The organism is Rhodopseudomonas sp. BR0C11, from assembly GCF_010820945.1.
Classification (GTDB): domain Bacteria; phylum Pseudomonadota; class Alphaproteobacteria; order Rhizobiales; family Xanthobacteraceae; genus Rhodopseudomonas; species Rhodopseudomonas palustris_H.
Map to the genome: position 1 here is coordinate 1 of NZ_QTKI01000101.1, position 13,329 is coordinate 13,329.

Below are 13,329 nucleotides of genomic sequence, written 5' to 3' on the forward strand. Positions count from 1 at the left end.
CCGATCGCGAACGTCATCGCGGCAAGCTGAAACGCCGGGATGGTGCCGGTCGCGACCGTCATCACCGCAAGCAGCGACCACATCAGGATAGCCGACAGCCCGATCAGCGTCGCAACGCGCGACGTCATGAGCGCACCTGCAGGCTGATCCTCGCAGCAGCACGGCAGACGCGCCGTGCGAGGATCGAAGTCCCGCCCTTGTGCCTCAAACCATGTATTGGCCGCCGTTGATGGTGAGCGTCGAGCCGGTGATGTAGCCGGCATCGTCGCCGGCGAGGAACACCACGGCGCGCGCGATCTCCTCGGCCTCGCCGAGCCGGTTGCATGGAATCAGCGGCAGGATCGCCTTCTCGAGCACATCCTTCGGCACCGCCTGCACCATCTCGGTGTTGATGTAGCCCGGGCAGATCGCGTTCACCGTGATGCCGCCGCGCGCATTCTCCAGCGCCAGCGCTTTGGTGAAGCCGATGTCGCCCGCCTTGGCGGCCGAATAGTTCACCTGACCGAACTGGCCCTTCTGCCCGTTGATCGACGAGATGTTGACGATGCGCCCGAACTTGCGATTGCGCATGCCCTCGATCACCTGCCGCGTCATATTGAACAGCGAGCCGAGGTTGGTGTTGATCACCGCATTCCATTGCTCGAGCGTCATCTTGTGGAAGGCGCCGTCGCGCGTGATGCCGGCATTGTTCACCAGAACATCGACGGGACCGAGTTCGGCCTCGACTTTCTTGACGCCCTCGGCACAGGCATCGAACGAACTCACGTCCCATTTATATACCGGAATACCCGTCTCGTTTTTGAATTTTTCCGCTGCCGAATCGTTGCCCGCATAGGACGCTGCGACTTTGTAGCCCGCCGCTTTCAACGCCTTGCTGATTGCTGCACCGATACCGCGCGTCCCCCCAGTCACCAACGCCACCCGCGTCATTGCAAAGCTCCTCCCGCAATTCCTTTTTTGTCTAGAACGCGATTGTGTCTTTTCGAATAAAAGGATGGTCGCTCGTGAACATCAAGCAAAAACGCCCGGCAATCTGCCGGGCGTTTGAACAATCGTTCTTGCACTGCAACTGATCAGTCCGTGTATCGCGACATCGTCGCGACACGCGCGATCAATCACGCGCGAGGCACATCGCAATGCCCATGCCACCGCCGATGCAAAGCGTGGCAAGACCTTTCTTCGAATCGCGCTTCTGCATCTCGTGCAGCAGCGTCACAAGGACGCGCGCACCCGACGCACCGATCGGATGACCGATCGCGATCGCACCGCCATTGACGTTAACCTTAGAAGTATCCCAACCGAGATCCTTGTTCACCGCACAGGCCTGCGCCGCGAAGGCTTCGTTGGCTTCGATCAGATCGAGATCGCCGACCGACCAGCCGGCCTTCTTCAGCGCCGCGCGCGACGCCGGGATCGGACCAGAACCCATGATCTTCGGATCGACGCCGGCCTGGCCCCACGACACGATGCGGGCCAGCGGCTTCTTGCCGAGCTTTTCCGCCTGCTTGGCGGTCATCAGCACCACTGCCGCCGCGCCGTCGTTGATGCCCGAGGCAGAACCGGCGGTCACCGTGCCGTCCTTCTCGAACGCCGGCTTCAGCTTGGCCATCGCTTCGATCGTGGCCCCGTGGCGCGGATACTCGTCGGTGTCGACCACGATGTCGCCCTTGCGGGTCTTGATCGTCACCGGCACGATCTCGTCCTTGAACTTGCCGGCCTTCTGCGCGGCTTCGGCCTTTTGCTGTGAAGCCACCGCGAATTCGTCCTGCTGGTCGCGGGTGATCTGCCATTGCCGCGCGACGTTCTCGGCGGTGTTGCCCATGTGGTAACCGTTGAAGGCATCCCACAGGCCGTCCTTGAGCATCGTGTCGACGAGTTCGACCGCGCCCATTTTCACGCCGCCGCGCAAATATTGCGCATGGGGCGCCATGCTCATCGATTCCTGGCCGCCGGCAACGACGATATCGGAGTCGCCGTTCATCAGTGCCTGGTAACCGAGCGCGACCGAGCGAAGACCCGAGCCGCAAAGCTGGTTGATGCCCCATGCCGGGCTCTCGACCGGAATACCGGCCGCGATCGACGCCTGCCGCGCCGGATTCTGACCCTGACCGGCGGTGAGAATCTGGCCCATGATCACTTCAGAAACCTGCGCCGGATCGATGCCGCCGCGCTCCAGCGCAGCCTTGATCGCGACCGCGCCGAGATCGTGCGCCGGCGTATTGGCGAAGGCGCCGTTGAAACTTCCGACAGCGGTGCGTGCGGCGCTGACGATGACGACATCGTCCGACATGGACATCTCCTGGGCTTGAGTTTTTGACGGTCTCTTGGACGGCGGGGCCTGGTTGGCGTGCCGGTGTCGGCGCACATCCTGTGAAGCCGGCGGCGGCGTGTCAATCCGGCACACGCATGTTGGTGCTGCGATGCCGATAAATTCACTCTGCCTGGCGGCGGCGCACAAAACGGTAGCCGAGGTGCATTGAAAGTGCTTACTTTATTGCATTGCGTCTCAGCCTGCTGTCGGGAGGCGGCGGGTTCCTTATCCTCCGTGTGTGTGGGTGACATGGCGAAATCAGACCAACCGACCACGATCAAAAAATACGCGAACCGGCGACTCTACAACACCGGCACCAGTACTTACGTGACGCTCGAAGACCTTGCCACGATGGTCAAGGACGGCGAGGACTTCCTCGTTTACGACGCCAAGACCGGCGACGACATCACCCGAAGCGTGCTCGCGCAGATCATCTTCGAGCAAGAGAACAAGGCCGGGCAGAACCTTCTGCCGACCACCTTCCTTCGACAACTCATCCGCTTCTACGGCGACAGCATGCAGATGGTGGTGCCGAAGTATCTGGAGCAGTCGATCGATTCGCTGACGCGCGAGCAGGAGAAATTCCGCAAGCAGATGGCGTCGACCTTCAGCCTGACACCGTTCGCGCCGCTGGAAGAGACCGTCCGCCGCAACATGGAGCTGTTCCAGCAGACCTTCTCGATGTTCGTGCCGCGCCCGCCGAGCCACGAATCGACCGACGAGGTACCGGCCGAGACCAGCGGCGGCGCCGACAGCATCGAAGATCTGCGACGGCAGATGAAAGAGATGCAGGACCGGCTGGAGCGGATGTCGCTCGAACAGCCGAAGAAAGACGAATAGCAGCGAGGTTTGCTGCTCAGGCATCTTTCCGGTTCTGATCCTCTCAGAACCGGAAATCCTCGATAATCTCTCACCAGAGTTTAAGCTAGGCCGGCCCAGCGTTCGCGGTGCCCGGCCGCTCGCTTAGCCGTGCTAATCGACGGCTTTCTAATAGACCGCTTTGCCGGCGAGGCCCGCAGCCGCTTCGGCGACGATCGGCCACGGCCGCTGCTGCGACGCCAATCCGATCAGCCGGCCCTGGATGTAGTCGCAGCCCCAGTCGCGCAACAGCTGCGCTGACTCTTCATCCTGCACCCATTCGGCCACGGTTTTGATCCCGAGCCGGCGCGCCAGATCGATCAGCGTCTGCACGAAGGCACGGTCGTCGGCCGAGCGCGCGATGTTCTGCACGAAGGCGCCGTCGATCTTGACGATGTCGACGCCGAGCGCGCGCAGATTGCGAAACGACGTGTAGCCGGCGCCGAAGTCGTCGATCGCGATCTTGGCGCCCAGCGTCTTCAGCCGGTTGACGAAGCCGCGCACCTCGTCGAGGTCGGGGATCGCCACCGTCTCGGTAATCTCGACGATCATCCGCTCGGCGATGCCGGGATGCGCCAGCATCAGCGATTCGATTCCGGCCCACCAATCGGCATCGATGGTGGTGTCGGGCGAGATATTGAGGCTGAGGGCGACGCCGGGCGCCAAGGCGAGTTCGGCCACCACCAGTTCGAGCACGCGATGATCGACCAGCCGGATCAGCCCGAGCCGCTCGGCCACCGGCACGATATCGGGCGCGAGCAGCACCTGGCCGTCGTCGGTCCTCATCCGCACCAGGCATTCGTGGAAGGCCGGCACACGCGAGGCCGCGTCGACCACCGGCTCGTAGGCCAGCACGATACGGCGCTCATTCAGCGCGGTGACGATCTCGTCGGTGACGCGGATGTTGACCCGGCGCTGCGTGTCGCGCTCGACATTCGGCCGCCACATCGCGAACGAGCCGGCGCGCCGATGCTTGGCGGCGGCCAGCGCCTCCTGGGCTCGGTTGATGGCTTCATCGGCGGTGCGGGCATGGCGCGGCGCACTGACCGCGCCGATCGATGCGGTGATCGACACCGGGCCTGACCTAGTCGGCACGATCTCGTCGCGCACCGCGGCAAGGAATCGTTCGGCCGCGATATGCGCGTCGTCGACCGTGCAGTTCTTGAGCACGAGGCCGAATTTGTTGCCGGAGAACCGGCCGAGCTGATCGCCGGCGCGCAGCCGGCTGCGGATCCGGCCGGCGATAGTCGAGATCACTTCGTCGGCGACGTCGAAGCCGAACGAATCATTGACCCGCGCCAGATGATCGAGCCCGACCAGCATGAACGACAGGTTGGTACGGAAGCGCGACGCTTCCTCGATCGCTTCGGCGAGCGCGGCGATCAGATGGGTGCGATTGAGTTCGCCGGTCAGCGGATCGTGCTGAGACAGCTTGAGGAGCTGCTCGTCGCGGGCGTGGCGCTCGTTGTTGATGCGGACGATGCCCTCGACCCGCGCCGGGCGGCCGTCGGGACCAGCGAACCAGACTCCGGTCTCCTCGATCCAACTCACCGGCGCCGAGGTGGAAGCCCGGATGCCGTATTCGATCCGGTATGGCACGCAGCCGGGGCCGACCGCGGCGGCGCCATTGAGCAAAGCTTCGGACCGGATGGCGCGGGACGGCTCCAGCATCGCCGCAAAGCTCGCGCCGGAGGCCAGCGCTTCGGCCGGAATGTCCTGAAACAGCTCGCCGACCCGGCCGGTCCAGCTCAAGGCATCGGACTCGAGGTCCCACACGAAAGCGGCTTGGCCGAGCAGCGACAGCAGCGACGGATCAGACGCGGTCGCGGTCTGCGCGGTCGATGAGCGTGGCGCAGGAGCGGCGGACGACACGACTGCCTCGTTTCGGGACGCTGTCAGGTGATTCTCCTGTGCAGGATAGGTCGGCCGAACATCCCAACGCTAGGTCGATAATATAAAGAAATTGGAAACCAATTCGGATTCCGGGGCAGGAACGGAAAGCCGAGCCTCGGCATACTACGAGGTGGAGGCTCCGGCACACGACTTGCGACGACGCATCAGGACGGGGAGACCCGTCCCGAAACGAGACAAGTAAGCGTAGGTGCGACAATGGCGAAGGTCTGGATCGACGATGGAAGCGACGTCCACGCCGCCTCGGCGGAGCCGGATTGCGCCGAGGGCGAACTGATCGAGCCGTTGCCGATCCCAGTGACGCCGCCGCCGATGCGGACCCGCTACACCGATCGCTTGGTCCGGCCGTCGTCGAATTTCGTGGCTCAATTGATGGCGATCGACGGCGGCTATCCGCAGACCCGGGACTGCAATCGGGCCGAGCCCGGCCACGCCAATGCGGCGTACCGCTCGACCACCGGCCACGCCTTCACGGCGCCGCCCACCGGCTTCCGAACCCAGCGGATGTCCTGATCGCTTCGACGACGCGCTCAGCGCGCCGGCGACTTTTCCTCGTCCTTCGCCGTCGCGGCCGGCTTCACCGGCTCGGGCCGATCGAGCAGCACCGCCTCGGCGATCGACGCCGCGGAAGCGGCGGATGCGGAAGCCGGCTCGACGGTCTGCGGCGCCAGCTCGGTCGCGGGCACCACCAACGGTGCCGGCTCGGCAACCGGCGCCGGCTGCTCCGGCTCGTCTTCAATGATCTCGGCAGACGATTTGGCGGCGGCACGCGCCGCGCGGGCTTCGCGCCTGTGACGACTGCGCAGCGCGATGCCGCTGAGAAAATCGACCAGCGCCAGCAGCGCCAGCAGAGCCACCGTGGCATTGGCAAACTGCGGCAGCATCACAAATTCAGCCGTGATGCCTGCGAGCACCAGCAGCGACAGCAGATGATCGGTGAGGTATTTGGCTCCGGGCCGGGCCGCCTTCATCACTTCGGGCAGCAGCAGCAGCACGCCGAGCGCCACCAGCATGTCGCCGAGCGCGATCGTCCAGGTGGCGCCGGAGGGCAGCACGACACGGGTCATCGCCGCGTCGAACGCCAATCCCGGCATCAGGAAGACGATGATGTTGCAGATCGCGACCGGGATCAGCAGCAGCGGGAAACCGATAATCGACATCGGCGAAGCCTGTGGTTCAGAACGACCGGACGCGAGTGGGCGATCGTCCGGACGCGGACGTCAACTCCCTAACGCAACACTTGGTACGAATTCAGGCATCGGGCGGATCGCATTGCGCGATGTGCCGCCGCGCGTGCGCGGCCGACACTTGCGTCCTTCCCGCGAGTGCGACGCGGCGTCTTGTCTGAGCGTGGCCGAAACCACCCGACATGCCGCGCCGACTCAAGGATCCGAGCGAGAGCTCAGGAATCCTTCTTCTTCAGAACCTGGCGGCCCTTATACATCCCGGTCTTGAGATCGAGATGGTGCGGGCGGCGCAGTTCGCCGGAATCCTTGTCCTCGACATAGGTCGGGCGCTTGATCGCGTCCGCGGACCGGCGCATGCCACGCCGCGAGGGCGAAGTTTTTCTTCTCGGAACGGCCATATCGGTAATCCTTAACGGAGGTTCCCTGGCGAAATCGGTCTCGGCGTCCGCGTTTGGACGGCCCGCTTGCGCGCAGGCGAAATGCGTAAGGCCGGGCTTATAACGGAAGCCGGATCGGAATGCTAGGGCGGTCGGCGCGCAAAATGCGCCTCAAACCGTCGTCACGACTCGCGATTTTCCCGCCAGCACTGCCGCAGCTCCGCCGCACGGGCGCGGGCAACGTAGGTGGCGGCAAGCCGGCGGACACCGGGGCCCGGCGCGCGAGCGCTGCGAATCTTCGGATTGGGCAGGATCGCGGCCAGGAGCGCGGCCTCCTTGGCGGACAATTGCGCGGCGGAGCGGCCGAAGGCGTAATCGGCGCCGGCCATCGCGCCGAACTGGCCGCTCGGGCCCCATTCGGCGATGTTGAGGTAGATTTCGAGAATCCGCTGCTTGGGCAGCACGAAGTCGATCCACAGCGCCAGCGGCGCCTCCAGCGCCTTGCGGATGACGCTGCGCCCCGGCCACAGGAACAGGTTCTTGGCGACCTGCTGGGTGATGGTCGAGCCGCCGCGGCTGGCCTCGCCGTCCTGCATGTCGTCGATCACGTCGCGCACCGAATCCCAGTCGATGCCGTGATGGCTGCAGAACTTGGCGTCCTCGGCCGCCACCACGCTGCGCGGCAGCGCCGGCGAGATGGCTTCGATATCGATCCAGGTCCGGCTGACCGGCGCGCCGGTGGCCCAGCGCCACAGCATCAGCGTCGAAACCGGCTGGCCGCCGCCATACAGGATGGTGAGGAGATAAGGCAGGGCCAGCAGCGCGAGCCCTGCGAGGATGACAATGCGAACCACACGCTTGGTGCGAGGCGCAAACGCAACGGGATCAGACACGATCGCTCCCGGTGATGGCCTGGCCCCTTGCCCTCCGCCGAATTGACGAAGCCGGTGCCATGATGAATGGTCCGGCCGAATTTTATCTGGAGCACTTCCGAATGGCCACCGGCACTTCCACGATCGACTTTGCCAAGCGGCTCGACACCACCGCCGAGGATACCGAAGCGCTGCTCGGCCGGCTGTTGTCCGACGAATTGATGTCCGACGAGATCGCCCGGCCGCGCCGGCTGATGGAGGCGATCCGCTACTCCACGCTCGGCGGCGGCAAGCGGCTGCGGCCGTTCCTGGCGGTCGAGAGCGCTGCGGTATTCGGCATCGATCGCGCCGCCGCGCTGTTGGTCGGCGCCGCGCTGGAGTGCATCCATTGCTACTCGCTGATCCACGACGACCTGCCGGCGATGGACAATAGCGATCTGCGCCGCGGCCGGCCGACGCTGCACAAGGCCTATGACGACGCCACCGCGATCCTGGCCGGCGACGCGCTGCTGACCTTCGCGTTCGACATCGTCACCCGCGACGAGGTGCACAAGGATCCGACGGTGCGGCTGCTGCTGACGCGTGTGCTGGCGCGCTGCGCGGGCCTCGGCGGCATGGTGGGCGGCCAGATGCTCGACCTTGCCGGCGAAGGCCGGTTCGGCGACCGCGAGCCGGTCGATGTCGCACGGCTGCAGCAGATGAAGACCGGCGCCCTGCTCCGCTACGGCTGCGTCGCCGGCGCGATCCTCGGCCAGGCCAACGCCGACCAGTATCGCGCGCTCGACGATTACGGCCGCGCGCTCGGCGAGGCGTTCCAGATCGCCGACGATCTGCTCGACGTCGAAGGCGACGCGGAAGCGCTCGGCAAGCCGGCCGGCGCCGATGCCGCGCTCGGCAAGACCACCTTCGTGACTCAGCTCGGCATCGACGGCGCCAAGCAGCGGCTGCGCGACCTGATCGCGCGCGCCGACCAGGCGCTGGCGCCGTTCGGCGACCGCGGCGACGTGCTGCGCGCCGCCGCCCGGTTCGTGGCGGAGCGGAAGAACTGATCGCCGCATGACCCATCACCCGGACGACGATGCGCGGCTGCTTCGGTTTCGAAAGCTGCCGCGCGTCGTCCGGCTGGTGTATTCGCGGCCGCGGCTGTTCGCTTCGATCGCGGTCGGCATCGCCGCGGTGCTGCTGCTGCCGGCGTGGCTGAGGCCCGTGACGCGGGCGCTGATCGGCTGGGACGTGTCGATCGTCGTCTATCTGGTGCTGGCCTATTCGATGATGGCGCGCTGCGGCGTCGCCTATATCCGCCGCAACGCGGTGTGGCAGGACGACGGCCGCTTCCTGATCCTGATGGTGACGGCGTTCGGCGCCTACGCCAGCATCGCGGCGATCGTCTCCGAACTCGGCAACGCGCATCGCGGCGCCGCCGAGCTGGCACTCGCCACCTTCACCATCGCGCTGTCATGGGCAGCGGTGCACACCACCTTCGCGCTGCATTACGCCCACGAATATTATCGCGGCGACCGCGAGGGCGGGCTAGCGTTTCCCGGCAGCGACGAGCACACCGAGCCCGACTATTGGGACTTCGTGTACTTCTCGTTCGTGATCGGCATGACCGCGCAGGTCTCGGACGTCGGCATCACCGACCGGACCATCCGCCGCACCGCGACCGCTCACGGCGTGGTGTCGTTCGTGTTCAACACCGCCTTGGTGGCGCTGATGGTCAATATCGCGGCGAGCGCAATCTGACCCTGCCGCTCAGGCGGCGCGAGCTTCTTCTTCGAAAGCGAGATGGCGCACGATCTCGAGCAGCCGGTCGCCCTCGATCCGCTCGGCTTTGAACCCGGTCTGCCGGCCGAAATGGCCGAACAGGTCCTGATCCTCACGCGAGCGACCGAGAAACGCCATCGACCAGTTGCTGAACATCCGCTCGCGCGCGGCGCCGAAACCGAGCACCTGAATGTCGCCGTGGCGCTCGTCACGCAGGATCTTCTCGAACAGCGATTCGACCGACGGGCACGGCCCTTCCAGCACCTGGGCGAACAGGCCGCGATTGAACACCAGCGCGCCGGTGACCGAGAGCGGCGGATTGTTGCGGCGGGCCGCCGCCAGGATCGACTCGATCTCCTCGGCGATCCGCAGCGAGCCGCCGGCAATCAGGTTCTTGCTGTAATACACGCAGCGATACAGCTCGCTCGGCATCGGCCGATGCTCCCCCTCAGAGGCTGACTTCGGTCGCCGCGTCGATCACGTTGCGGCTTTCGGCGAGAAAATGCTCGATGTCTCCCGGCGGGAGCGGCCGGCTGATCAGATAACCCTGCACGTCGGTGCAGCCGTCGGCCGCGACGCGCGCCAGCTGATCCTCGGTTTCGACGCCCTCGGCCACCGTCGCCATGCCTAGGCTGGCGCCGAGCGAGGCGATCGCCCGCACGATCGCGCGGTTGCCGCGATCGTCCGAGGCCTCGCGCACGAATGACTGATCGATCTTGATCTTGTCGAACGGGAAGCTGCGCAGATAGCCGAGCGACGAATAGCCGGTGCCGAAATCATCGAGCGAGACCCGGACGCCGAGCCCGCGCAGTTGCTGCAGCACCGCCAGCGCATTGCCGCGGGCATCGAGCATCACGCTTTCGGTGATCTCCAGCTCAAGCCGCCGCGGATCCAGTCCGCTGTCGGCGAGCGCCGACACCACGGTCGCGACCAGCGACCGGTTGGTGAACTGGATCGCCGAGATATTGACCGCGACTGTGTAGTCACCGGGCCAGCTCGCAGCATCGCGGCAGGCGGTGCGCAGCACCCATTCACCGATCGGGCCGATGATCCCGGTCTCTTCGGCGATCGGAATGAAATCGAGCGGCGACACCGGACCGCGCGTCGGGCAGCGCCAACGCAGCAGCGCTTCGAAGCCGGCCACCCGGCGGCTCTGCAGATTGACTTGCGGCTGATACACCAGGGAGAACTCGCGCAGCGCCAGCGCGCGGCGCAGATCGGTCTCCAGCGCGCGCCGCGCCCGCATGCTCTCGTCCATGGCGGATTCGAACACGCGATAGCCGGCGTAGCGCTCCTGCTTGGCGCGATGCAGCGCCAGTTCGGCGTTCTTCAGCACGCCGTCGACGTCGAGTTCGTCGTCGCTCACCAGCGCGATGCCGACGAAGGCGCTGACATTGATCAGCTGACCTTCGAGCAGATAAGGCCGGCTCAGCAGATCGACCAGCCGCTTGGCCAGGATCACCGCAGCTTCGGGCTGATCGCGGCCGGTCTGGATCACGCCGAACTCATCGGCCTCGAGCCGGGCCAGCACGTCGCTCGGCGTCAGCGCCGAGCTGATGCGCTTGGCGACCAGGCACAGCAATGCATCGCCGATGGTGCGACCGAGCGTGTCGTTGATCGCCTTGAAGCGATCGAGATCAATCGTCAGCACCGCGGCGTCGCGGCGGACCTCGGCCGGCTGTGTCAGCAGATCGGCGAGCCGCTCGTGAAACACCAGCCGGTTCGCCAGTTGGGTCAGCCGATCGATACGCGACAGCTCGACACCGGCGATGCCCTGGCGCAGGCGCTCGCTGATATCGGCGGCGCTGATCAGCCAGCCGCCGGTAAATGCCGTGATGTCGATCCAGTAGGTCCGCTCGTCCGGAAAAATGATCGGGCGCGACGCCTTGCCGTCGTCGCAGCTGGGGTCGAAACCGAACCGCGACAGCAGCTGGTCGCGGGGAATCGCGCCGAACGCCAGATCGAACGTCGGATTGGTCATCACGATCTCGCCGTCGGGCGAAATCAGCGCCAGCCCGATGTCGATCGCCATGAACGCCGCCAGCGTCAGCTGAGCGGTGCGTTGCGACGGGTCGTGATCAGCCGCACCACCGGAAGCGCTCCCGCTCACCTGTGGCTCCAGCAGATCATCCGTTCTGATGACTGAGACTACCCCCATAACCTTGAACAAAACGCGGGGAGTATTGCCAAATGCATAATTACCTTCAGGCCGCGACAGCGACGGTAAATCGCTGGTTAGTTGAACCGCGGGGGTTTGAGACGAAAGTCGCACGTAGTGTTACGAAGAGCTGCGCCTGATGCGTAATCAGCTACCGCTTGACCGAACGAAGCTTCCGCGCGATGCAGGCATTCGCCGGCAAAGGCACTCGAAATCAGCGTGGTGACGTGGAAGCCAAGTTCCAGATTTTTCTCACGCTGCTCGCGGTGCTGGCCGGAACGGCGCTACTGGCCCGGCGGGTCAACATCGCGCCGGCGATCCTGCTGCTGATCGCCGGAATCACGCTGGCCTTCATTCCCGGAATGCCGGCGATCGAACTGCCGCCGGACCTGATCCTGCTGCTGGTGCTGCCGCCACTGATCTACTCGGCCAGCGTAGCGATGAGCTGGCGCGAATTCTGCGCCAATCTGCGCGCAATCGGCCTGCTCGCGATCGGCTGTGTGATCTTCACCGCCTTCGCGGTCGCGGCGGCGTCGCACTATCTGATCGGCCTGCCGTGGTCGGTCGGCTTCCTGCTCGGTGCGATCGTCGCGCCGCCCGACGTGGTGGCGCCGCTGGCGATCGCCCGCAAGCTCGGCCTGCCGCGGCGCATTGTCGTGGTGCTGGAAGGCGAAGGGCTGGCCAACGATGCGACCGCACTGATCCTGTACCGCTTCGCCGTCGCGGCCATTATGACCGGCGCGTTCTCGCTCACCAAAGCGTCAGGCACCTTCGTGGCGATCATGGCGGGCGAACTCGCCTTCGGCGTCGCAGTCGGCTGGCTCAGCCTGCGGGCGCGGCATTGGGTGCGCGACCCGCAGATCGAGATCACGCTGTCGCTGCTGACGCCGTACATCGCCTATTGGATTCCCGAGCATCATGGCGGCTCCGGCGTAATCGCCACAGTCGCCTGCGGACTCTACATCTCATGGAACGGCCCGCTGCTGATCTCGGCGGCGACCCGGCTGCAGGGCATCTTCTTCTGGGATCTGGTGATCTACCTGATCGAGGGCATGCTGTTCCTGCTCACCGGCTTCCAGCTCCGTGCGCTGCTGGAGCGGTCGAAGGAATTTGCCTTCGGGGACATCCTGTCGGCGACGCTGCTGGTCGCCGCGATCGTGATCGCTGCGCGCTTCATCTGGGTCTATCCGGCGTTTTATCTGCCGCGGTTTCTCAGCCGCCGCTTGCGGGCGAGCGATCCCTATCCGTCATGGCGCACGGTGTTCGTGATCGGCTTCACCGGCGTGCGCGGCGCGGTGTCGCTCGCCGCGGCGCTGGCGCTGCCGTACGCGTTGCCGAACGGCGAGACGTTTCCGTATCGCGATCTGATTCTATTCGTCACCTTTGGGGTGATCCTGATCACGCTGGTCGGCCTCGGCCTGACGCTGCCCGCCGTGGTGAAGCTGCTCGGCGTCACCCGCGTCGGGCACCGGGAGCAGATCGCCGAGCACGACGACGAGATCACCGCCCGCCGCGAAGCACTGGCTGCCGCGCAGGCATCGCTGAAGAAGATCACCGACAATCGCGAGCTCACCGACGAGGTGCTGAAGCTGCTGCACGCCCGGCACCAGACCCGCGCCAGTCTGCTACCCGATCCGATCGGCTCACCGGAGCACGAAGCCTCGGCGGTCGGCATCGCTCTGGTGCGCGAGCTGATTTCGGTGGAGCGCAAGTTCATCCACGCCCAGCTCCGCGCCGGCAAGATCACCGACGAAGCGCGACGCCGGATCGAGCGCGACCTCGACCTCGAAGAAGCAAGTCTCGCCAACCGCGAAAGCGGACCGGCGCCGTTGTAACGGCGCTCTCCAGATCCTCAGCGTCAAGACGCGATTCCAAACCTGTCTCTTATACA

Annotated in this window: 13 protein-coding genes and 1 pseudogene; 5 read left to right on the forward strand and 9 right to left on the reverse strand. The window is 65.4% G+C overall.

Annotation, left to right across the window (positions count from 1 at the left end; translation table 11 throughout):
* The 3 genes and pseudogenes from DYI24_RS28295 to DYI24_RS10450 all read right to left on the reverse strand — a co-directional run.
* A pseudogene (locus tag DYI24_RS28295) lies at window positions 1–128 on the reverse strand (aromatic amino acid exporter YddG); the annotation flags it as partial.
* A gap of 76 nt (window positions 129–204) precedes the next feature.
* Complete coding sequence (gene phbB / locus DYI24_RS10445; RefSeq protein WP_107342742.1) at window positions 205–930, reverse strand: acetoacetyl-CoA reductase; 726 nt, start codon at window positions 928–930, stop codon at window positions 205–207.
* 181 nt (window positions 931–1,111) lie between these two features.
* On the reverse strand, window positions 1,112–2,290 hold the full coding sequence (locus tag DYI24_RS10450; protein ID WP_164572244.1) for an acetyl-CoA C-acetyltransferase: 1,179 nt from the start codon (window positions 2,288–2,290) through the stop codon (window positions 1,112–1,114).
* Between the two features lie 270 nt (window positions 2,291–2,560).
* Here DYI24_RS10450 and phaR point away from each other — a divergent pair, with 270 nt between their 5' ends.
* The gene (phaR, locus tag DYI24_RS10455) at window positions 2,561–3,151 is read left to right on the forward strand and encodes a polyhydroxyalkanoate synthesis repressor PhaR (protein ID WP_042440735.1); all 591 of its coding nucleotides are present in this window, start codon (window positions 2,561–2,563) and stop codon (window positions 3,149–3,151) included.
* Window positions 3,152–3,298: 147 nt separating this feature from the next.
* Here phaR and DYI24_RS10460 read toward each other — a convergent pair whose 3' ends face one another.
* On the reverse strand, window positions 3,299–5,041 hold the full coding sequence (locus DYI24_RS10460; RefSeq protein WP_164572245.1) for an EAL domain-containing protein: 1,743 nt from the start codon (window positions 5,039–5,041) through the stop codon (window positions 3,299–3,301).
* Window positions 5,042–5,278: 237 nt separating this feature from the next.
* On the opposite strand from DYI24_RS10460, the gene DYI24_RS10465 reads away from it, so the two are divergent.
* Window positions 5,279–5,593: a hypothetical protein gene (locus tag DYI24_RS10465; RefSeq protein ID WP_107342740.1), complete on the forward strand. Its 315-nt coding sequence runs from the start codon at window positions 5,279–5,281 to the stop codon at window positions 5,591–5,593.
* Between the two features lie 17 nt (window positions 5,594–5,610).
* Here the strand turns inward: DYI24_RS10465 and DYI24_RS10470 are convergent, their stop codons facing one another.
* From DYI24_RS10470 to mtgA, 3 genes are all read right to left on the reverse strand, one after another.
* Window positions 5,611–6,240, reverse strand: a complete 630-nt coding sequence (locus tag DYI24_RS10470; protein WP_164572246.1) for a hypothetical protein — start codon at window positions 6,238–6,240, stop codon at window positions 5,611–5,613.
* A gap of 242 nt (window positions 6,241–6,482) precedes the next feature.
* Entirely contained in the window at window positions 6,483–6,665 is a 183-nt protein-coding gene (gene rpmF, locus DYI24_RS10475; RefSeq protein ID WP_011156094.1) for a 50S ribosomal protein L32, read from the reverse strand.
* 161 nt (window positions 6,666–6,826) lie between these two features.
* Window positions 6,827–7,537, reverse strand: coding sequence for a monofunctional biosynthetic peptidoglycan transglycosylase (mtgA, locus tag DYI24_RS10480; protein WP_107342738.1), 711 nt, complete (start codon window positions 7,535–7,537; stop codon window positions 6,827–6,829).
* A gap of 101 nt (window positions 7,538–7,638) precedes the next feature.
* Here mtgA and DYI24_RS10485 point away from each other — a divergent pair, with 101 nt between their 5' ends.
* Entirely contained in the window at window positions 7,639–8,565 is a 927-nt protein-coding gene (locus DYI24_RS10485; RefSeq protein ID WP_107357369.1) for a polyprenyl synthetase family protein, read from the forward strand.
* Between the two features lie 7 nt (window positions 8,566–8,572).
* Complete coding sequence (locus tag DYI24_RS10490; RefSeq protein WP_107342737.1) at window positions 8,573–9,259, forward strand: DUF1345 domain-containing protein; 687 nt, start codon at window positions 8,573–8,575, stop codon at window positions 9,257–9,259.
* 9 nt (window positions 9,260–9,268) lie between these two features.
* Here the strand turns inward: DYI24_RS10490 and DYI24_RS10495 are convergent, their stop codons facing one another.
* Complete coding sequence (locus tag DYI24_RS10495) at window positions 9,269–9,712, reverse strand: BLUF domain-containing protein (protein ID WP_107342736.1); 444 nt, start codon at window positions 9,710–9,712, stop codon at window positions 9,269–9,271.
* 16 nt (window positions 9,713–9,728) lie between these two features.
* Window positions 9,729–11,312 (reverse strand): putative bifunctional diguanylate cyclase/phosphodiesterase, encoded by a 1,584-nt coding sequence (locus DYI24_RS10500; protein WP_502706335.1) that lies wholly within the window; start codon window positions 11,310–11,312, stop codon window positions 9,729–9,731.
* A gap of 308 nt (window positions 11,313–11,620) precedes the next feature.
* On the opposite strand from DYI24_RS10500, the gene DYI24_RS10505 reads away from it, so the two are divergent.
* Window positions 11,621–13,273: a Na+/H+ antiporter gene (locus DYI24_RS10505; RefSeq protein WP_164572248.1), complete on the forward strand. Its 1,653-nt coding sequence runs from the start codon at window positions 11,621–11,623 to the stop codon at window positions 13,271–13,273.
* The last annotated feature ends 56 nt before the right edge of the window (window positions 13,274–13,329 follow it).